This is a genomic window from Pseudomonas sp. YH-1, assembly GCF_051990045.1.
Classification (GTDB): Bacteria; Pseudomonadota; Gammaproteobacteria; order Pseudomonadales; family Pseudomonadaceae; genus Pseudomonas; species Pseudomonas nicosulfuronedens.
Map to the genome: position 1 here is coordinate 1,088,748 of NZ_CP178184.1, position 20,694 is coordinate 1,109,441.

General features: G+C 63.0%; 16 protein-coding genes and 1 pseudogene. 6 read left to right on the plus strand and 11 right to left on the minus strand.

Annotated features, from left to right (window positions below):
* Positions 1–347: 347 nt before the first annotated feature.
* From mnmE to rpmH, 5 genes are all read right to left on the minus strand, one after another.
* Positions 348–1,715, minus strand: coding sequence for a tRNA uridine-5-carboxymethylaminomethyl(34) synthesis GTPase MnmE (mnmE, locus tag ACKI1H_RS04910; protein WP_138520023.1), 1,368 nt, complete (start codon positions 1,713–1,715; stop codon positions 348–350).
* Positions 1,716–1,821: 106 nt separating this feature from the next.
* Complete coding sequence (yidC, locus tag ACKI1H_RS04915; RefSeq protein ID WP_138520022.1) at positions 1,822–3,570, minus strand: membrane protein insertase YidC; 1,749 nt, start codon at positions 3,568–3,570, stop codon at positions 1,822–1,824.
* A gap of 2 nt (positions 3,571–3,572) precedes the next feature.
* Entirely contained in the window at positions 3,573–3,821 is a 249-nt protein-coding gene (gene yidD, locus ACKI1H_RS04920; RefSeq protein ID WP_015479779.1) for a membrane protein insertion efficiency factor YidD, read from the minus strand.
* A complete protein-coding gene (gene rnpA, locus ACKI1H_RS04925) occupies positions 3,814–4,221 on the minus strand; it encodes a ribonuclease P protein component (RefSeq protein WP_081518987.1) in 408 nt (135 codons plus the stop codon). The genes yidD and rnpA overlap by 8 nt, the downstream gene beginning before the upstream one ends.
* Positions 4,222–4,235: 14 nt before the next feature.
* Positions 4,236–4,370, minus strand: coding sequence for a 50S ribosomal protein L34 (rpmH, locus tag ACKI1H_RS04930; protein WP_003100258.1), 135 nt, complete (start codon positions 4,368–4,370; stop codon positions 4,236–4,238).
* Between the two features lie 520 nt (positions 4,371–4,890).
* Between rpmH and dnaA the strand changes: the two genes are divergently transcribed.
* The 4 genes and pseudogenes from dnaA to gyrB all read left to right on the plus strand — a co-directional run bounded on the left by dnaA (position 4,891) and on the right by gyrB (position 11,089).
* Complete coding sequence (gene dnaA / locus ACKI1H_RS04935) at positions 4,891–6,420, plus strand: chromosomal replication initiator protein DnaA (protein ID WP_138520021.1); 1,530 nt, start codon at positions 4,891–4,893, stop codon at positions 6,418–6,420.
* A 29-nt stretch (positions 6,421–6,449) separates the two neighbouring features.
* Positions 6,450–7,556 (plus strand): DNA polymerase III subunit beta, encoded by a 1,107-nt coding sequence (dnaN, locus tag ACKI1H_RS04940; protein ID WP_017518853.1) that lies wholly within the window; start codon positions 6,450–6,452, stop codon positions 7,554–7,556.
* Between the two features lie 9 nt (positions 7,557–7,565).
* A pseudogene (gene recF, locus ACKI1H_RS04945) lies at positions 7,566–8,668 on the plus strand (DNA replication/repair protein RecF).
* A gap of 3 nt (positions 8,669–8,671) precedes the next feature.
* Entirely contained in the window at positions 8,672–11,089 is a 2,418-nt protein-coding gene (gene gyrB / locus ACKI1H_RS04950) for a DNA topoisomerase (ATP-hydrolyzing) subunit B (protein WP_440467795.1), read from the plus strand.
* 70 nt (positions 11,090–11,159) lie between these two features.
* Here the strand turns inward: gyrB and ACKI1H_RS04955 are convergent, their stop codons facing one another.
* The 4 genes from ACKI1H_RS04955 to glyQ form a co-directional block, all read right to left on the minus strand.
* The gene (locus ACKI1H_RS04955; RefSeq protein WP_440467796.1) at positions 11,160–11,933 is read right to left on the minus strand and encodes a lysophospholipid acyltransferase family protein; all 774 of its coding nucleotides are present in this window, start codon (positions 11,931–11,933) and stop codon (positions 11,160–11,162) included.
* A 13-nt stretch (positions 11,934–11,946) separates the two neighbouring features.
* Entirely contained in the window at positions 11,947–12,477 is a 531-nt protein-coding gene (gmhB, locus tag ACKI1H_RS04960) for a D-glycero-beta-D-manno-heptose 1,7-bisphosphate 7-phosphatase (RefSeq protein WP_440467797.1), read from the minus strand.
* Between the two features lie 93 nt (positions 12,478–12,570).
* A complete protein-coding gene (gene glyS, locus ACKI1H_RS04965) occupies positions 12,571–14,625 on the minus strand; it encodes a glycine--tRNA ligase subunit beta (RefSeq protein ID WP_440467798.1) in 2,055 nt (684 codons plus the stop codon).
* Positions 14,625–15,572: a glycine--tRNA ligase subunit alpha gene (gene glyQ / locus ACKI1H_RS04970; protein ID WP_081518980.1), complete on the minus strand. Its 948-nt coding sequence runs from the start codon at positions 15,570–15,572 to the stop codon at positions 14,625–14,627. The genes glyS and glyQ overlap by 1 nt, the downstream gene beginning before the upstream one ends.
* Positions 15,573–15,760: 188 nt before the next feature.
* Between glyQ and ACKI1H_RS04975 the strand changes: the two genes are divergently transcribed.
* Positions 15,761–16,315, plus strand: a complete 555-nt coding sequence (locus tag ACKI1H_RS04975) for a DNA-3-methyladenine glycosylase I (RefSeq protein ID WP_440467799.1) — start codon at positions 15,761–15,763, stop codon at positions 16,313–16,315.
* Here ACKI1H_RS04975 and xrtQ read toward each other — a convergent pair.
* Together xrtQ and ACKI1H_RS04985 are read right to left on the minus strand one after the other, a co-directional pair.
* Positions 16,312–17,652, minus strand: a complete 1,341-nt coding sequence (gene xrtQ, locus ACKI1H_RS04980) for an exosortase Q (protein WP_440467800.1) — start codon at positions 17,650–17,652, stop codon at positions 16,312–16,314. The two genes, ACKI1H_RS04975 and xrtQ, sit on opposite strands and share 4 nt — an antisense overlap.
* Positions 17,649–19,640, minus strand: coding sequence for a VIT and vWA domain-containing protein (locus ACKI1H_RS04985; protein WP_440467801.1), 1,992 nt, complete (start codon positions 19,638–19,640; stop codon positions 17,649–17,651). Before ACKI1H_RS04985 ends, xrtQ begins: the two co-directional genes overlap by 4 nt.
* 157 nt (positions 19,641–19,797) lie before the next feature.
* Here ACKI1H_RS04985 and ACKI1H_RS04990 point away from each other — a divergent pair, with 157 nt between their 5' ends.
* Positions 19,798–20,685, plus strand: coding sequence for a lysophospholipid acyltransferase (locus tag ACKI1H_RS04990; RefSeq protein ID WP_440467802.1), 888 nt, complete (start codon positions 19,798–19,800; stop codon positions 20,683–20,685).
* Positions 20,686–20,694 lie beyond the last annotated feature (9 nt).

A 20,694-nucleotide genomic window follows, 5' to 3' on the forward strand; every position in this document is an offset into this window, starting at 1 on the left:
CTCCTAAGGCAGACCCAGCTTGGGTTTCAGCGACTAACAAACCTGTGTCGATTCTGTAGGGTGACGGGGGATCTCCCGTGTTCAGCTTGTGGATTAAGTGAGCTGTTATCAACAGGCATCTTTATCAACAGGCTGATGCAGGTGTTGTTAACCTAGCTGTACGCGACTTTTCCACAGGGTTCAAGAATGCCTGTGGAGCCTCTGATTAATGGCCAGTAGGCCGCGTATATTGGGCATCTTGTTTAAATTCTGGCTGTGGATAGTTGTACAGAGCAAAGAATGCCGGACAGCAGGCGGCGCGGTGACGAGACAGACCCGTCACCGGTAGGGGAAAGCAGTGTTGTGGATTACTTGCCGATGCAGAAGCTGGAGAAGATGCGTCCCAGTAGGTCGTCCGGCGTGAAGGCCCCGGTAATCTCGCCCAAGGCTTGCTGGGCCTGCCGCAGGTCTTCGGCGAGCAGCTCGCCCGCGCCGCTCAGGGTGAGCTGTGCGCGTCCGTGCTCGAGGCTGTCTCCCGCCAGGCGCAGGGCCTCCAGATGACGCCGGCGGGCGCTGAAGCTGCTCTCGGAGGTCTGTTCGAAGCCCATGCAGGCCTTGAGGTGTTCGCGCAGCAGGTCCAGGCCATTGCCGGAACGGGCGGACAGAGTGATCGTGACGTGGCCGTCAGCGCTTTCTTCCAGCCCGATGTTCTCTGTGGATAAATCCGCTTTGTTGCGAATCAGCGTCACGTGTGCCGGGTCGGGTCGGCTGTCGAGGAATTCAGGCCACAGCGCGAAGGGATCGCTGGCCTCCGGCGCAGTGGAGTCGACTACCAGGAGGACTCGATCCGCCTCGTTGATGGCTTTCAGCGCGCGCTCCACGCCTATCTTTTCCACATGGTCATCGGTACTGCGCAGGCCGGCGGTATCGATGATATGCAGTGGCATTCCGTCGATGTGGATATGTTCGCGCAGTACATCACGGGTGGTGCCGGCGATGTCGGTGACGATGGCGGCTTCACGCCCCGCGAGGGCGTTCAGCAGGCTGGATTTGCCGGCGTTGGGACGCCCGGCAATGACCACGGTCATACCGTCGCGCAGCAGCGCGCCCTGACCAGCTTCGCGCAGTACGGAAGCGAGTTCCTCGCGTACCGCATCAAGCTGCGAAAGGACATGGCCATCGGCGAGGAAGTCAATTTCCTCTTCGGGGAAGTCGATGGCAGCCTCGACGTACATGCGCAGCCCGATCAACTGGTCAGTCAGGCTATGTACACGACGCGAGAACTCGCCCTGCAGCGAGCGGACTGCGTTGCGAGCGGCCTGGGCCGAGCTGGCTTCGATGAGGTCGGCAATGGCTTCGGCCTGGGCCAGGTCGAGCTTGTCGTTGAGGAAGGCGCGTTCGCTGAACTCGCCAGGGCGAGCCTGGCGTGCGCCAAGCTCCAGGCAACGCTGCAGCAGCATGTCCATGACCACGGGCCCACCATGCCCCTGCAGTTCGAGCACATCTTCGCCGGTGAAGGAGTTCGGGCCGGGGAAGTACAGCAGCAGGCCTTCGTCGATGACATCACCGTCGTCGGCGTGGAACGGCCCGTAGTGGGCGTAACGCGGTTGTGGCTCGCGGCCGCTGAGGGTGATGGCCATGGCGCGAGCACGGGGACCGGAGACGCGGACGATGCCTACACCGCCACGACCCTGGGCGGTGGCGACGGCGGCGATGGTTTCACGGGCTGCATTCATGGCGACGGTCTCGCGGTGGTTGTCGTGGCTCGCGGGGAAGCAAGGTTATCCACATAGCAAAACGCCCCACGAGGGGGCGTCTTGTCGATCGTCTGCGGGGACGGAATCAGGCAGAAGCCTTCTTCGTCGCCGCTTCGATCCGGCGGGTAATGTACCACTGCTGCGCGATGGACAGGCAGTTGTTCACAACCCAGTAGAGGACCAGGCCAGCCGGGAACCACAGGAAGAAGAAGGTGAAGATGATCGGCATCAGCTTCATCACCTTGGCCTGCATGGGGTCCGGCGGAGTTGGGTTGAGCATCTGCTGAACCAGCATGGTAGCGCCCATGATGATCGGCAGGATGAAGAACGGATCCTTCACCGAGAGGTCGACGATCCAGCCCAGCCACGGAGCCTGGCGCATCTCGACGCTTTCCAGCAGTACCCAGTACAGCGAAAGGAAGACCGGCATCTGCACCAGGATCGGCAGGCAGCCGCCCAGCGGATTGATCTTCTCCTTCTTGTACAGCTCCATCATCGCCTGGGACATCTTCTGGCGATCGTCGCCATGCTGTTCCTTCAGTGCTGCCAGTTTCGGCGACACGGCGCGCATGCGGGCCATGGAACGGTAGCTGGCGGCGGACAGCGGGAAGAAGGCCAGTTTGATGACGATGGTCAGGAAGATGATCGACCAGCCCCAGTTACCCACCAGGTTGTGGATATGTTGCAACAGCCAGAAGATCGGCTGGGCGATGAACCACAGCGGACCGTAGTCGACGGTCAGTTCCAGGCCCGGAGACAGCTCCTTCAAGTACGCCTGCAGTTTCGGGCCGGCGTACAGGGTCATGCTGGTTTCGCCCTTGGCACCCGGCGCAACGGTCAGGTTGGGACCGGTGTAGCCGACGATGTAGTTGCCCTGGGCGTCCTTGCGGGTCATCACGCTGTGGGTATCGCCCTTGGCGGGAACCCAGGCGGTGACGAAGTAGTGCTGCAGCCAGGCTACCCAGCCACCCTGGACGGTTTCCTTGAACTGCTCCTTGTCCATGTCCTTCATGGACACTTTCACGTAGGGCTTTTCAGGGGTCCAGACCGCAGCGCCGAGGTAGGTCGATACGCCGGTAGCGGTGGTGGAGGACGGGTCGACGCTGGCATCACGCTTGAGCTGGGCGAACAGCGAGGCGTTCCACGGTTTGTCGCTCTGGTTGTCGATCAGGTAGGTCACGCCGACCTGATAGGCATTGGGGTTGATGCACTCGAGCTTCTTCTGCGCCTTTTCCTTCTCGGTGCAGTCGTTTTTCAGACCGCGGTGGAAGGTGAAGCGCTTGATGTAGCTCACGCCATCCTGTGCATAAGTCAGGTCGACGACCATCTGGTCCTGGCCGTCGGCCAGTTCGTAGACGGGTTTGGCCGAGGCGTAGAGCGGGCGACCACTGGCAGCGGCATCCGGACCATTGGCGCCGGTCAGGCCGCTCTGGGCCAGATAGGTGCGCTGGTTGTCACGCTCGAACAGCGGGAACGGCACGTCCGGGCGGTCCTGGCGCAGCGGGTACTGGGTCAGGCCAAGCTTGATCACGTCGCCGCCGCGCGGGTCGATGGTCAGGTCCAGGACATCGGTCTTCACGCGGATCAGCTGGTCGCTGGTTGCCGCCGGCTTCTGCTCATTGGGCAGGCTGGCCTGGGCGTTCTGCGTGGTGGGTACGTCGGCATTGGCCGCATTGCCGGCAGGCACGGAGGTGTCCGGCAGGCCTTCAGTCTGATTGAAGGTCGCGGTCTGCGCCGGCAGTTCGGGCTGGCCGTAGTCCTTGTTCCACTGGAGAACCAGCGCGTAGGACACGATTGCCAGGGCGACGAATAGGATTGAACGTTTGATGTCCATGGTTACTCGGCCGTCGAGGAAGGGGCGGGCTTGGAAGGATCTGGCGGTACCGGATCGTAGCCACCGGGATGCCAGGGGTGGCAGCGGCCTAGGCGACGAGCGGCCAGCCAGCCACCACGCAGGAAACCATGGGTTTCAATGGCTTCCTGCGCGTAGCAGGAACAGCTGGGGTAGAAACGACAGTGCCTGCCCATCATGGGACTGATGGCGTAGCGGTAAAACTGGATCAGTAACAGCGCCAGTCTACGCATGGGAACTGTCGGCCACTCCCGGAGATTCTGTCGAAGGTTCCGGGCTGGGCCGGTTGCGCAACAGGCGTTTCCAGAGCTTGCCGAACTGCTGGTGCAGTTCTTCATTCTCCAGATCACCAAGGCCTTTGCGCGCAATCACCACGATATCCAGGCCAGCCAGCTTTTGCTGGTGATGGCGGAAGGATTCACGGAGAAGGCGTTTGAGGCGGTTGCGCTCGACGGCGAGCTTGACGTTCTTCTTGCCGATCACCAGGCCCAGACGGGGGTGATCGAGACCGTTTTCGCGCGCCAGCAGCAGGATGTGCTTGCCGGGAACCTTGGAGGTGGGGGAGTCGAAGACTGCTGTGAATTGCCGGGCTGTCAGAAGACGCTTATCCCGGCTGAAATCTCGACTCACCACCTGTGTCAGACAAATCAGACGGTCAGACGCTTGCGGCCCTTGGCGCGACGACGCGACAGAACCTGACGACCGTTCTTGGTGGCCATGCGAGCGCGGAAGCCGTGCACGCGAGCGCGCTTGAGGGTGCTGGGTTGGAAAGTACGTTTCATGATTCGGTACCTGGGTTTGACGACATGAGGTCGCAGTGACCCCGTTTAAAGAGACCGGCGATTCTAGTGAAATCGGGCGGTCAGGTCAATTTCCAACCAGGCCCGGATACAAAATCTATAGAAAGAAGGGAAATCTCTTTTTTAAAGATTGAAGCGATGATTATGTTTATGCAGGCGGATGCCTGTGCATAAGTCGTCAGGCGCCTTTGAATGAGCGGGTCAGGGGAAATGATAACCCTGTCGGGAAGGCGTGGGCTGCTTGTGGGGGGCCAGTTGGAAAGCTGGGTATGGAATGGGGATTTTTCCACAGGGATTTTTTCCACAGAACGATCACCAGGGTCTTCCCCTGCCCCATCAAGCTGTTATCCACAAGGTTCAAGACACTATTACCCGACCGCCGGTAAAATCATTAACACCTTGATTTTGCTTACATCCCTGCGTGCTTAACTGTGGATAAGTTGGTCCGGCGAGGCTACAATAGCGGCCTGTTTCGCTTTGCGACTTCTTTTGGGGGATATCCGTGTCCGTGGAACTTTGGCAGCAGTGCGTGGAGCTTCTGCGTGACGAGCTGCCGTCCCAGCAATTCAACACCTGGATCAGACCTCTACAGGTCGAGGCAGAAGGTGAGGAGTTGCGCGTCTACGCACCTAACCGCTTCGTACTCGACTGGGTCAATGAGAAGTACATGGGGCGTCTGCTCGAATTGCTGGGCGAACGTGGCAATGGCCAGATTCCGGCGATTTCGCTGTTGATTGGCAGCCGCCGTAGCCGCGCTCCGCGCCCGGCCCTGGTCCCGACACCGCAGGTGAGCGTGCAGGCGGCTCCCGTTGCCACTGCAGCTGCGCCGGTGGTTGCGCCAGCGCCGGTGGCTCTCTCCATGCCTGAGCCGCAGCCCGTCCAGACAGCGCCGGTGCAGACCATCGCCGATCTCGACGAGTCCAGCCCGGGGATCGATCCGCTGGCGGCGGCTATGCCGGCCGCGGCTGTGCGTACTGAGCGCAACGTGCAGGTAGAAGGTGCGCTCAAGCACACCAGCTATCTCAACCGCACCTTCACCTTCGAGAACTTCGTTGAAGGTAAATCCAACCAGCTGGCCCGCGCGGCCGCCTGGCAGGTGGCGGACAACCTCAAGCACGGCTACAACCCGCTCTTCCTTTATGGTGGCGTCGGCTTGGGCAAGACCCACCTGATGCACGCTGTGGGTAACCATCTGCTGAAGAAAAATCCCAATGCAAAGGTCGTGTACCTGCATTCGGAGCGCTTCGTCGCCGACATGGTGAAGGCGCTGCAGCTGAACGCCATCAACGAGTTCAAGCGTTTCTACCGTTCGGTGGATGCGCTGCTGATCGACGATATCCAGTTCTTCGCCCGCAAGGAGCGTTCCCAGGAAGAGTTCTTCCACACCTTCAACGCCCTTCTCGAAGGCGGTCAGCAGGTCATCCTGACCAGCGACCGCTACCCGAAGGAAATCGAAGGCCTCGAAGAGCGCCTGAAATCGCGCTTCGGCTGGGGTTTGACGGTGGCCGTGGAGCCGCCCGAGCTGGAAACCCGTGTGGCGATCCTGATGAAAAAGGCCGAGCAGGCCAAGGTCGAACTGCCGCACGACGCCGCGTTCTTCATTGCCCAGCGCATTCGCTCCAACGTGCGTGAGCTTGAAGGTGCGCTCAAGCGCGTGATCGCCCACTCCCACTTCATGGGCCGGCCGATCACCATCGAGCTGATCCGCGAGTCGTTGAAGGATCTGCTGGCCCTGCAGGACAAGCTGGTCAGCATCGACAACATCCAGCGTACCGTCGCTGAGTACTACAAGATCAAGATTGCCGACCTGTTGTCCAAGCGCCGCTCGCGCTCGGTGGCACGTCCGCGTCAGGTTGCCATGGCACTCTCCAAGGAACTGACCAACCACAGCCTGCCGGAGATCGGCGTGGCCTTCGGCGGTCGGGATCACACCACGGTGCTGCACGCCTGTCGTAAGATCGCTCAACTCAAGGAATCCGACGCGGATATCCGCGAGGACTACAAGAACCTGCTGCGTACTCTGACCACCTGACGCAGCCTCACGAGGCAAGGGACTAGACCATGCATTTCACTATTCAACGCGAAGCTCTGTTGAAACCCCTGCAACTGGTCGCTGGCGTTGTCGAGCGCCGCCAGACGCTGCCGGTTCTTTCCAACGTCCTGCTGGTCGTCGAAGGCCAGCAACTGTCGCTGACCGGCACCGACCTGGAAGTCGAGCTGGTAGGTCGCGTCACTCTGGAAGATGCCGCTGAGCCGGGTGAAATCACCGTGCCGGCGCGCAAGCTGATGGATATCTGCAAGAGCCTGCCCAGCGATGCCGTGATTGACATCCGCGTCGACGAGCAGAAGCTCCTGGTGAAGGCCGGCCGCAGTCGCTTCACTCTTTCCACCCTGCCGGCCAATGACTTCCCCACCGTGGAAGAAGGGCCGGGCTCGCTGACCTTCAGCCTGGTGCAGAGCAAGCTGCGTCGACTGATCGATCGCACCAGCTTCGCCATGGCGCAGCAGGATGTTCGCTACTACCTGAACGGCATGCTGCTGGAAGTGGGTGGCGGCACCCTGCGTGCCGTGGCCACCGATGGCCACCGCCTGGCCATGTGCTCGCTGAGCAACGGCGTGCCGGAAGCCCAGGATCGCCACCAGGTGATCGTGCCGCGTAAAGGCATTCTCGAGCTGGCTCGCCTGCTCACCGAGCAGGACGGCGAAGTGTCCATCGTCCTCGGCCAGCATCACATCCGTGCGACCACTGGGGAGTTCACCTTCACCTCCAAGCTGGTGGACGGCAAGTTCCCGGATTACGAGCGCGTACTGCCCAAGGGCGGTGACAAGCTGGTGTTGGGTGACCGACAGGTACTGCGCGAAGCCTTCAGCCGTACCGCAATCCTGTCCAACGAAAAGTACCGCGGTATTCGTCTGCAGCTCTCCAACGGTCTCCTGAAAATCCAGGCGAACAACCCGGAGCAGGAAGAGGCGGAAGAAGAAGTGCAGGTCGACTACAACGGCGGCAGCCTGGAGATCGGCTTCAACGTCAGCTATCTGCTGGACGTCCTGGGTGTCATGGGTACCGAGCAGGTGCGCATGATCCTCTCCGACTCCAACAGCAGTGCGCTGCTGCAGGAAGCGGACAACGACGATTCTGCCTACGTCGTCATGCCGATGCGCCTCTGACGCGTATCGATGTCCCTTAGCCGCCTTTCGGTCACCGCGGTGCGTAATCTGCACCCGGTGACCTTCTCCCCCTCCCCCCGCATCAACATCCTCTACGGCGAAAACGGCAGCGGCAAGACCAGCGTGCTGGAAGCCATCTACCTGCTCGGCCTTGCTCGCTCCTTCCGCAGCATGCGCCTGCAACCTGTCATCCAGTACGAAGAGCCGGCTTGCACGGTTTTCGGACAGGTACGCCTGGGTAATGGCTTTGATAGCAGCCTGGGGGTATCACGTGATCGCCAAGGCGAGTTCCAGATTCGTATCGATGGTCAGAATGCACGCAGCGCTGCTCAGTTGGCCGAGACCTTGCCGCTTCAGTTGATCAATCCTGATAGTTTTCGCTTGCTGGAAGGTGCGCCGAAGATTCGCCGGCAGTTCCTCGACTGGGGAGTGTTCCACGTGGAACAACGCTTCATGGTCGCTTGGCAAAGACTGCAGAAGGCCCTGAGGCAGCGGAACTCGTGGCTCCGACATGGTAAACTGGACGGTGCTTCGCAGGCTGCTTGGGACCGCGAATTGTGCGCGGCGAGCGACGAAATCGACGCGTATCGGAGGTCCTATATCCAGGCTCTCAAGCCCCAGTTTGAGAAGACTCTGGCCGAGCTGATTCAGATCGATGATCTGACGCTCAGCTACTACCGGGGATGGGACAAGGAGCGCGACCTGAGCGAAGTGCTGTCATCCAGCTTGCTGCGCGATCAGCAGATGGGACACACCCAGGCGGGACCGCAACGGGCGGACCTGAGAATCCGTCTGGGGGGACACAATGCCGCGGAGATTCTTTCCCGTGGCCAACAGAAACTGGTGGTCTGCGCGTTGCGGATCGCCCAGGGGCACTTGATCAATCAGGCCAAGCGCGGGCAATGCGTCTACCTGGTGGATGACCTCCCCTCCGAATTGGATGAGAAGCATCGGTTGTCTTTGTGCCGGCTTCTCGAAGATCTGGGTTGCCAGGTATTCATCACCTGCGTCGACCCGCACTTATTGAAAGACGGCTGGCAAACGGAAACGCCGGTGTCGATGTTCCACGTGGAACATGGGCGCGTCTCTCAGGACACTACCATCGGGAGTGAAGAATGAGCGAGAACACCTACGACTCTTCCAGTATCAAGGTACTGAAGGGGCTGGACGCCGTACGTAAGCGTCCGGGCATGTACATCGGTGATACCGACGACGGCACTGGCCTGCACCACATGGTCTTCGAGGTCGTGGACAACTCGATCGACGAAGCGCTGGCGGGCTACTGCAGCGAGATCAGCATCACCATTCACACCGATGAATCCATCACCGTGCGCGACAACGGTCGCGGCATCCCAGTGGATATCCACAAGGAAGAAGGGGTCTCCGCGGCCGAGGTCATCATGACCGTCCTCCACGCCGGCGGTAAGTTCGACGACAACAGCTACAAGGTCTCCGGCGGTCTGCACGGCGTGGGTGTGTCGGTGGTGAACGCCCTCTCCCACGAGCTGCGCCTGACCATTCGCCGCGAAGGCAAAGTCTGGGAGCAGGTCTACCATCACGGTGTCCCGCAGTTCCCGCTGCGCCCAGTAGGCGATACCGAAGGCTCGGGCACCGAGGTGCACTTCAAACCGTCCCCGGAAACCTTCCATAACATCCACTTCAGCTGGGACATCCTGGCCAAGCGGATCCGCGAGCTGTCCTTCCTGAACTCCGGCGTCGGCATCGTCCTGCGTGACGAGCGTGCCGGCAAGGAAGAGCTGTTCAAGTACGAGGGTGGCCTGCGCGCCTTCGTCGAGTACCTGAACACCAACAAGACCGCGGTGAACCAGGTCTTCCACTTCAACTGCCAGCGCGAAGAAGACGGCGTCGGTGTAGAAGTCGCTCTGCAGTGGAACGACAGCTTCAACGAGAATATCCTCTGCTTCACCAACAACATTCCCCAGCGCGACGGGGGCACCCACCTGGCGGGCTTCCGCTCCGCCCTCACCCGCCACCTGAACAACTACATCGAACAGGAAGGCCTGGCGAAGAAGTTCAAGATCGCCACCACCGGCGACGACGCCCGTGAAGGTCTGACCGCGATTATTTCGGTAAAGGTGCCGGATCCGAAGTTCAGCTCGCAGACCAAGGACAAGCTGGTTTCCTCGGAGGTGAAGACCGCCGTGGAACAGGAGATGGGCAAGTACTTCGCCGACTTCCTGCTGGAGAACCCGAACGAGGCCAAGGCCGTGGTCGGCAAGATGATCGACGCCGCTCGTGCTCGTGAGGCTGCGCGCAAGGCTCGCGAGATGACCCGCCGCAAGGGCGCGCTGGACATCGCTGGCCTGCCGGGCAAGCTGGCCGACTGCCAGGAGAAGGACCCCGCCCTCTCCGAGCTGTACATCGTGGAAGGTGACTCCGCGGGCGGTTCTGCGAAGCAGGGCCGTAACCGCAAGACCCAGGCGATCCTGCCGCTCAAGGGCAAGATCCTCAACGTCGAGAAAGCTCGCTTCGACAAGATGCTGTCCTCCCAGGAGGTTGGCACGCTGATCACCGCGCTGGGCTGCGGTATCGGGCGCGAGGAGTACAACATCGACAAGCTGCGTTACCACAACATCATCATCATGACCGATGCTGACGTCGACGGTTCGCACATCCGCACCCTGCTGCTGACCTTCTTCTTCCGTCAGCTGCCGGAGCTGGTCGAGCGCGGCTACATCTACATCGCTCAGCCGCCGCTGTACAAGGTGAAGCGTGGCAAGCAGGAGCAGTACATCAAGGACGACGTGGCCATGGAGGAATACATGACCCAGTCGGCCCTCGAGGAAGCCAGCGTCCACGTCAATGAAAGCGCCCCGGGCCTGTCCGGTGAGGCGCTGGAGAAGCTGGTCAACGAGTATCGCGGCGTCATGCGCACCCTCTCCCGCCTGTCCCGTCTGTACCCGCAGGACCTGACCGAGCACTTCATCTATCTGCCGCGCATCGAGGCGGAAAAGCTGGGTGACGAGGCCACCATGCAGTCCTGGATCGAGCAGTTCCAGGCGCGCCTGAAGGCTGTCGAAAAGTCCGGCCTGACCTACAAGGTCAGCCTGCGCGAAGACCGCGAGCGTCACCTGTGGCTGCCGGAAGTCGAGATGGTGGCCCACGGTCTGTCGAACTACGTCACCTTCAATCGCGACTTCTTCGCCAGCAACGATTACCGCGCGGTGACCGAGCTGGGCAGCAAGCTGAACAGCCTGCTGGAAGAAGGCGCCTACGTGCAGAAGGGCGAACGCAAGAAAAACGTCAGCAGCTTCAAGGAAGCCCTGGACTGGCTGATGACCGAAGGCACCAAGCGCCACAGCATCCAGCGATACAAAGGTCTGGGCGAGATGAACCCGGATCAGCTGTGGGAAACCACCATGGACCCGAACGTGCGCCGCATGCTGAAGGTAACCATCGAGGATGCCATTGCTGCCGACCAGCTGTTCAACACCCTGATGGGCGATGCCGTGGAGCCGCGCCGCGACTTCATCGAAAGCAACGCGCTGGCGGTGTCCAACCTGGACGTCTGATGCTGTTCAGCTATAGCCAGGCAAAAAGAAAGGGCCCTTCGGGGCCCTTTTCTTTTGCTTGAGGAAAGTATCAGGAGGCTTCGGCCACCGCCTGAGGCGCCGAATCTGCCGACAGCTCACCCATATCGCGCAGGGTCTGGATGACCCAGTTCTCGGCTCGCTGGTTGAGCTCGGTGATGGCGCGTGCGCCCTCCCCTTCAGCGTACATCGCCGGGCCAATCACCACCTGGATGGTGCCAGGGTACTTCGCCCAGCCGTTCTTCGGCCAGCAGTGCCCGGCGTTGTGGGCGATCGGCAGCACCGGAAGGTTGGCGTTGATCGCCAGGGAGGCGCCGCCGCGGGAGAATTTGCCGATCTGGCCGGTGGGAACGCGGGTGCCTTCCGGGAAGATCAGTACCCAGGCGCCCTTCTTGAGACACTCATCGCCCTGCTTGGCGATCTGCTTGAGCGCCACCTTGGGCTGCTCGCGGTTGATGGCGATCGGCTTGAGCAGCGCCATGGCCCAACCGAAAAAGGGCACGAACAGCAGCTCGCGTTTGAGTACCAGGGCCAGCGGCTCAAAGTAGCCGGTGAGGAAGAAGGTCTCCCAGGTGCTCTGGTGTTTGGCGAGGATCACGCAGGGCTGGTCAGGAATGTTCTCCACCCCCTTGAGTTCGTAGCGCACGCCGACCATCCAGCTGGCGAGCCAGACGGCGAACTTGCACCAGGCCTGGGCAATGAAACGGTAGCGCGCGCGGTAGGGCAGGAAGGGGGCAATGAGCAGGCTGAGGGTGCCCCAGACGAAGGCGCTGGACGACAGCAGCAGGTAGAAAAGTACGGTTCTGATGGCCTGCACTATCGACATGGGGGATGGGTCCTCAGGAAAGAAGTTGGTCGGCTACTGCCGCCAGGTCGTCGAATACCAGCGTGCCTTCGGGCAACGGCTTGGTCAGGGTTCGCTCGCCTTTGCCGGTCTTTACCAACACTGGCTGACAATCGACGGCCAGCGCGGCGTCCAGGTCACCCCGGCTGTCACCCACGAACCAGGTGCCGCGTAAATTCGAGCTGTAGTGGTGGGCAATCTGCAGCAGCATACCGGGTTTCGGCTTGCGGCAGGCGCAGCCCTCGTCGGGACCATGCGGGCAGTAGACCACCAGACCGAGTTCACCGCCCTGCTCTTCCACCAGCTCGCGCAGGCGCTGGTGCATGCTCTCCAGGGTGGCCAGGTCGTAATAACCACGGGCGATGCCCGACTGGTTGGTGGCCACGGCCACGGTCCAGCCGGCCTTGCTCAGGCGGGCGATGGCGGTGATCGCGCTGGGGATCGGAATCCACTCGTCGAGGGATTTGATGTAGGCGTCGGAGTCCTGGTTGATGACACCGTCGCGGTCGAGGATCAGTAGCTTCATGCTGGATAGGTCACGCGCTTCGAAAGTCGGAAATGAAAAAGCCGGGAGTTCGTCACGGCGAACCGTTGCGAACTCCCGGCTTTCAGGTGGGCATCAACCCAGCAGCGAGATGTCGGCGACGCCGAGGAACAGCCCGCGCAACTTCGCCAGCAGCGCGTAGCGGTTGGCCTTCACGGCGTTGTCGTCCGCGTTGACCAGTACTTCCTCGAAGAAGGCATCCACCGGCGCGCGCAGGGCCGCCAGCTGGGCCAGGGCGGCGCGGTAGTCGCGAGCTGCGGCCAGCGGAGCCACTTCCGCCTCGGCGCTTGCCACGGCGCTGCCAAGGGCCTTCTCGGCGGTCTCGGCAAACAGGCTGGCATTGACGCTCGCGGGCACTTCGCCCTCGGCCTTGGCCAGGATGTTCGACACGCGCTTGTTGGCGGCGGCCAGGGCTTCGGCTTCCGGCAGCTGACGGAAGGCCTGGACGGCCTGCACGCGCTGATCGAAGTCCAGCGGCGCGGTCGGCTTGAGCGCGCGCACGGCCTGGTACACGGCGACGTTTACACCCTCGTCCTCGTAGCGGGCACGCAGACGGTCGAAGACGAAGTCCTGCACCTGTTCGGACAGGCCGTCGGCCTTCACCTTGTCGCCGTACTGGGCTACGGCAACGCCAATGGCGTCGACCAGGTCCAGGTCCAGCTGCTTCTCGATGAGGATGCGCAGCACACCCAGGGCGGCACGGCGCAGGGCGTACGGGTCCTTGCTGCCCGTGGGGAGCATGCCGATGCCGAAGATGCCCACCAGGGTGTCGAGCTTGTCGGCCACGGCCACCGCCGCACCGGTCAGGGTGCCCGGCAGCTCGGCGCCAGCGCCGCGCGGCATGTACTGCTCGTTCAGCGCCAGGGCGACGTCCTTGGCCTCGCCACCCGCGGTGGCGTAGTAGTAACCGGCGATGCCCTGCATCTCCGGGAACTCGCCGACCATCTCGGTGGCCAGGTCGCACTTGGAGAGGATGCCGGCACGGGCCGCGTTGGTCGCATCACCACCGATGCGTTCGGCGATGTAGGCGGCCAGTTTGGAGACGCGTTCGGCTTTCTCGTAGACGGTGCCGAGTTGGGCCTGGAACACCACGTTCTTCAGGCGGGCGTTGAAGGCTTCCAGCGGCTGCTTCTGGTCCTGCTTGAAGAAGAACTCGGCGTCGGTCAGGCGCGGACGCACGACCTTCTCGTTACCGGAGACGATGTGCTCCGGCGCCTTGCTCTCGACGTTGGCCACGGTGATGAAGCGCGGCAGCAGCTTGCCGTTGGCGTCCAGCAGGCAGAAGTACTTCTGGTTGTCCTGCATGGTGGTGATCAGGGCTTCCTGCGGCACGGCGAGGAACCGCTCCTCGAAGGAGCACACCAGCGGCACCGGCCACTCGACCAGCGCGGTCACTTCGTCCAGCAGGTCGGCCGGGACGATGGCGCTGCCCTTCTGCTCGGCAGCCAGTTCGGCGACACGCTTGGAGATGATCTCGCGGCGCTCGGCGAAGTCGGCCAGCACGTGGGCGCTGCGCAGGTCTTCCAGGTAGTTGGCCGGTGCCGAGATGCGCACGTTGGCCGGGTTGTGGAAGCGGTGGCCACGGGATTCGCGACCGGCCTTCTTGGTGAGAATCTCGCAGTCGACGACGTCGTCGCCGAACAGCATCACCAGCCACTGGGTCGGACGCACGAACTCTTCGCGGCGGGCCGCCCAGCGCATGCGCTTGGGAATCGGCAGCTCGTTCAGCGAGGCCTCGACGATCCCTGGCAGCAGGCCTACGGCCGGCTGGCCGGCGATGCTCTGGCTGAACTTGAGTTTCGGGCCGCTCTTGTCGATCTGCTCCAGGTCTACGCCGCACTTCTTGGCGAAGCCGAGGGCGGCCTGGGTCGGGTTGCCGCTGGCATCGAAGGCAGCCTGCAGCGGTGGGCCATCGAGGTTCACGGTGCGATCCGGCTGTTGCACGGCGAGTTGGTCGATCTGCACGGCCAGACGGCGCGGCGCGGCGTAGCAGCGCGCGGCGGCGTAGGTGAGGCCGGCGGCCTTCAGGCCCTTCTCGATGCCGGCCAGGAAGGCTTCACCGAGGCTTTTCAGCGCCTTGGGTGGCAGCTCTTCGGTGCCCAGTTCGACGAGGAAATCCTTCGCGCTCATTATTCGGCCTCCTTCAGCTTGGCCAGTACTTCGTCACGCAGTGCGGGGGTGGCCATCGGGAAGCCGAGGCGGGCGCGGGCCTGCAGGTAGCTCTGCGCCACCGCGCGGGCCAGGGTGCGTACGCGCAGGATGTAGCGCTGACGCTCGGTCACCGAGATGGCGCGGCGGGCGTCCAGCAGGTTGAAGGTGTGCGAGGCCTTGAGGACCATCTCGTAGGTCGGCAGCGGCAGCTGCAGTTCGATCAGGCGGTTGGCTTCGCTTTCGTAGAAGTCGAACAGCTCGAAGAGTTTCTCGACGTTGGCGTGTTCGAAGTTGTAGGTCGACTGCTCCACTTCGTTCTGGTGGAACACATCGCCATAGGTGACCTTGCCGAACGGGCCGTCAGCCCAGACCAGGTCGTACACCGAGTCGACACCCTGGATGTACATGGCCAGGCGTTCCAGGCCGTAGGTGATCTCACCGGTGACCGGGTAGCACTCGATGCCGCCGACCTGCTGGAAGTAGGTGAACTGGGTGACTTCCATGCCGTTCAGCCAGATTTCCCAGCCCAGGCCCCAGGCGCCGAGGGTCGGCGATTCCCAGTTGTCCTCGACGAAACGAATGTCGTGCACCAGTGGGTCGATGCCGATGGCCTGCAGCGAGCCCAGGTACAACTCCTGGAAGTTTTCCGGATTGGGCTTCAAGACCACCTGGAACTGGTAGTAGTGCTGCAGGCGGTTGGGGTTCTCGCCGTAGCGACCGTCGGTGGGACGGCGGCTCGGTTGCACGTACGCCGCGTTCCAGGTTTCCGGGCCCACGGCGCGGAGGAAGGTGGCGGTGTGGAAGGTGCCTGCGCCTACTTCCATGTCGTAGGGCTGCAGCACCACACAGCCCTGATCGGCCCAGTATTTTTGCAGGGCGAGGATCAGGTCCTGGAAGGTGGGCACGGCGGGCGTAGTCTGGCTCACGAATTTCACCTGTGCTGGATATGCGACTAAAACCCGGCAGTATACCCCAAGACGCTTGCAGCTTGGGCCTCACAGCGCTGCAGAGGCGCCCGGCGGGAGATCACGAATGTGTCGGAAATCATGTGAATGACTGTATCTTCATACAGTATTTTGGCTATAGTCGGACTTTCCCTGTCAGGACGACCGCCATGCCCCGCTGCTTCTGGTGTAACGACGACCCGCTGTACATCGCCTACCACGATGCCGAATGGGGCGTGCCGCAGCGTGACGCCCGCGCCCTGTTCGAGATGATCATCCTCGAAGGTGCCCAGGCTGGCCTGTCGTGGATCACCGTGCTGAAGAAGCGCGAACGCTACCGTGAGGTGCTGTTCGGCTTCGACCCGGAACGCCTGGCACGCATGACCGACGAGGAAATCGAGGAGCGCATGCAGGACCCGGGCATCATCCGCAACCTCGCCAAGCTCAAGGCGGCGCGGCAGAATGCCCAGGCCTGGTTGAAGCTGGAGGACCCGGTGGGCTTCCTCTGGTCCTTCGTTGGCGGTCAGCCCAAGGTCAACCACTTCAGCGAGCGTGGCCAGGTCCCGGCGGTGACGCCCGAGGCGGAGGCGATGAGCAAGGCACTGCGCAAGGCCGGCTTCAACTTCGTCGGCCCGACCATCTGCTACGCCTTCATGCAGGCCACCGGCATGGTCATGGACCACACAACCGACTGTGACCGCTACGCCCAGCTGACCCGCGCCTAAGGCAGCGGGCTGGCCAGGGTGACCGCCTGCCATGGCCCGGCGGAGCGGCCGGAGAGTGCCGACCAGTACCAGGCCGACGTGTCGGAGAAGGACTGGCCGGCGGCGTCCTCGATGTAGTCGCAGACCTGCAACTTCACGCCGTTGCGCGTGACGACGAAGCAGCGCTGCAAACCTTCCGCTCCCACGCGCTTGCGCAGTTGGGACTGCTCGATGCGGTAGCCGATCGCACGGAAGCAGTCCTCTGCCGGGTGCAGCTTGCGCGTCGGCCGTAGCACCTGGCGTAGCACGATACTGCGCTGGCCGTCGGTGAAGCGGCCAAGCTGGCCAGGGAAGTTCTCGGCGAAGCGTTGCTCGACCGGCGAAAGCGCCAGCGGACGCAAGGTGCGACCTTCGAACTGAAGCGGCCATTCATGGACTATCCGAGTGGACTCCGACGCAGTGGTAGCCGGCGCCACGAATGGCCAGAGCGTTACCAGCAGCAAGGCGCCAAGCAGGCCGCCGGTGAAGCGCATCGAAGCGTCAGGCCGCACAGCTTCGACCGAAGCTGACAGCGCAAAAGCGCGCCGCCCTATCACCCGGAAAATCATCCCGCAGACGCCGACGAATACCAGCAGCCCGACTGTCTCGTGGGCCCAGCCGGGAAAGCCGCTCGCCCCGCTCTCGCCCCACACCAGCAGCGTGTTGCGCAGGATGTTGCCGCCCAGCACCAGCAGTCCCACCAGCGGCAGGCGGCGTGCCAGCGCGCGGTCCGGCAAGCGCAGCCAGGCCGCCAGCGCGCAGGCGGTGAAGTAGCCGACCCAGGCCATCTGGATACCCGAGCACGGCGCATCGACCATCACCCATTGGCCGTCCACCAGCAGTGCACTGCCCTGCCGTTCCACCGACCAGCTGCCCAGGCGCAACAGCCAGGCGCTGACCTCGGCGGTGACAACTCGTAGCGGGTATCCGACGAAGAACTGCAGCGAAGACAGCAGCGGCAACGACAGCACGCCCAGCCCCAGCCAGCCCACCCAGGGCTGGCCGGGGGCGCGCAGGCTGAGGATCACCAGCAGCAGTGCCAGCACCGAGATCAGTCCCCGCAGCAGCGGCGGCAGGACTGATTGGGACAATGCCCCGGCGATCAGCAGAAGCGCTGCGACGCACAGCCAACGCAAACGAGGTTGCGCGCGCAGGCTGGAGCGATCGCGCCAGAGCAACAGGCCGAGTGCCGCCAAAGCGATGATGCCCAGCGGGTCATCCGAACCATCACCGAGGCGCCGCGCCGCCCACAGCCAGCTGGGCCAGGCCGCCAGCGCGGCAAACAGTACCCAGCTCCAGCCGGGTAGGCGGCGGATCATGAGGCCTTCCTCCGCCAGAACCAGCCACTCAGTGCGGCCAACAGCAACATGGCCCATACCCCCGGTTCCGGAGTGCCCGGCACGGTACTGCCGATGGCGCTGTTGCTCACGCCCTGGGGCATAGGCAGTGGCTGATCGACCGTCCTGTTCGCCTGGAGATCGGGATTGCGCACCTGCTGGTCGACGGCGATGAACGAGGTATAGGGCGTGAGCAGCTGATATTTCAGCCCGAGGTCGAGGATCTGCGAGCTGAACTCGAAGCCACCGTCGAGAGCTTCCTGGTCCATCAGGGTGGCGAGGCGTTGGCGTGCCCACAGGTGAGCGAGCGCACCATTGTTGTCGGTGAGGTTGCCGGCGCTGATTGGCAGTCGTACCTGGAACGGGCCTTCGGCGGCGTGGGCGTCGAGTCGCAGCTCACCGCGTGGCTCGCCCTTCCACTTGCCGAACAGCACCAGCGGGCGATTGGCAAACAGGTCGGGCAGTTGCAGCGGCTCCACGTCGTACACATCGAGGCCTTCGAAGCGGGCGTGGATGCCCTTGAGCAGGGGGCTGTCGATCATCCGGCGGAAACGTTGCGCCGCCTGGCCTGCCGACTGATCGTCGGTCACCACGAAGGGCTCGCCCTGCCCCGCCCGCGCCAGGCCTTCGATCAGGCTGCGGTTCACCGCACTGCCGATGCCGAAGGCGAACAGGTTGGCCTTGCTCAGGTTTTCGCGCACCAGTTTGTAGGCACTGCTCTCGATGGTGACGTAGCCGTCGGTGACCACCACGAAGCTGCGCGAGCGCTCCGGGTCGGTCGGCATCGCCAGCGCCTCGCGCAGGGCCGGTATGAGCTCGGTGCCACCGGCGCCGACCTGGCTGTCCAGCAGGTCGATGGCAAGGCGGGTGTTCTCCGGGGTAGCAGCCAGCGAACGGTCGGCCAGCTTGCGATTGTCGCCGGCGAACAGCAGCAGGTTGAAAGTATCGCTGGGGCGCAGCCGGCCGATCAGGTCGCGCAGTAAGGTCTTGGTGGTGTCCAGGGGGAAGCCATTCATGGAGCCGGAGACGTCCACCACGAAGACGTAGTCGCGCGGGACGATGAGTCGGGCATCCGGTGCCCGTGGGGGCGCGACCATGGCGAGGAAGAAGTTCTCCTGCACGCCCCGTGACAGCAGCAGGCCGCTTTGAACGGCCTCTCCACCGAGTTGGTAGTCGAGAATGAAATCGCGGTTGCTGGCGGTGTCATCGTCGGCCGCTACGCGAGCGGTGGCGCGCTGGCCATCTCGCTGGATAACCAGGCGATGGGAGGGCGAGGTGATCTCGCCGATTTGCACCGGCGCCAGCAGTTCGACCTGCAGGGCGAACTTCGTGGCTGAAGGCTGCCCTGTCGGCAGGTACGGCGACTCGATCCACTGCTGCTGGCCGCTGCCGGATTCATCGCGACCGTTGTAGCGCGGCCCGACCACCGTGGGGAAGACAAACTGGAAGTGACCGTCGGTGGGCACCAGTAGCTCGCTGTAGCGCAGCTCCACCTGCACCACGTCGCCGGGGAGGATGTTGGCGACGTTCATCTGGAACACGTTCTCGCGCTCCTGCTCCAGCAGCGCGGCGGTCTTGCCGTCCTGCCTGGCCTGCTGGTACTCGGCCTTGGCCTTCTGCTTCTCGCGGATCTGCGCCTGGATCACCCTGTCTCCCAGGTGCACGGTCATGCCGTGGACGGCGGCACGGGTCGAAGCGGGGAAAACGTAGCGCGCCTCCAGCGGCGTCTTGCCCTGGTTGCGGTATTCCTGGGTCACCGTGACTTCGGCGATGTTGCCCAGCACACGGGCATCCACACGGGTTGCCTTGAGCGGCAGCGCATCGACGGCCGGATCGGCGTTTTCGACGAAGAAATACGGGCTGGAGCTGCTGTCGCTGGAAGAGCTGTTGTCGGCGGCCAGCGCCGCCAGGCTGGCACTCATCGCCATCAGCAGCCAGCACAGCCGTGCAAGGAAGGTTGGGGTACGCATCGCGGGCCTCCGGGCCAGTGGATCGAATGGCCGCAGGTTGCGCGCGCGCCGTGGGCGCAATGTGCTCGCTGGGTGGAGATTGTGTGGAGCCTCGATGGCGTCCGAAATATCGGCGCGAGCGGCTACAATGGCCGCCATCTGCTTGAAGGAGTTTTCCGTGGAGAAATTCAAGGGCGCACTGGTGGTGGGCTTCCTGCGCTTGTTCGCCATGCTGCCGTGGCGTGCGGTGGGCGCTTTGGGCGCCGGTATCGGCTGGTTGATGTGGAAGCTGCCCAACCGCTCCCGCGAGATCGTGCGGATCAACCTGTCGCACTGCTTCCCCGAGCTGTCCGAAGCCGAGTTGGAGAAACTCGTCGGCCAGAGCCTGATGGACATCGGCCGTACACTGACCGAGAGCGCCTGCGCCTGGATGTGGTCACCGCAGAAGTCGCTGCAGTACATCCGTGAAGTCGAAGGCATGGAGGTGCTGGAAGAAGCGCTGGCCTCCGGCGACGGCCTGGTCGGCATCACCAGCCACCTGGGCAACTGGGAAGTGCTCAACCACTTCTACTGCTCCTACGCCAAACCGATCATTTTCTACCGCCCGCCGAAGCTCAAGGCGGTGGATGAGCTGCTGAAGAAACAGCGCGTGCAGCTGGGCAACCGCGTCGCGCCGTCGACGCCCGAAGGCATCAAGAGCGTGATCAAGGAAGTGAAGAACGGCGGCTGCGTCGGCATCCCCTGCGACCCGGAACCGGACCTGGGCTCGGGCCTGTTCGTGCCCTACCTGGGCACCACCGCGCTGACCAGCAAGTTCGTGCCCTCGCTGCTGTCGCGCGGCAAGGCACGTGGAGTGTTCTTCCATGCCGTGCGCCTGCCCGATGGCAGTGGTTACAAGGTGATCCTCGAAGCCGCGCCGGCGGACATGTACGACAAGGATATGGAAGTGTCGGTCGCCGCACTCAGCCGCGAGCTGGCCAAGTACGTGCGTGCCTACCCCAGCCAGTACATGTGGACCATGAAGCGCTTCAAGAAGCGTCCCGAAGGCGAGGCTCGCTGGTACTGATCCGCCCCG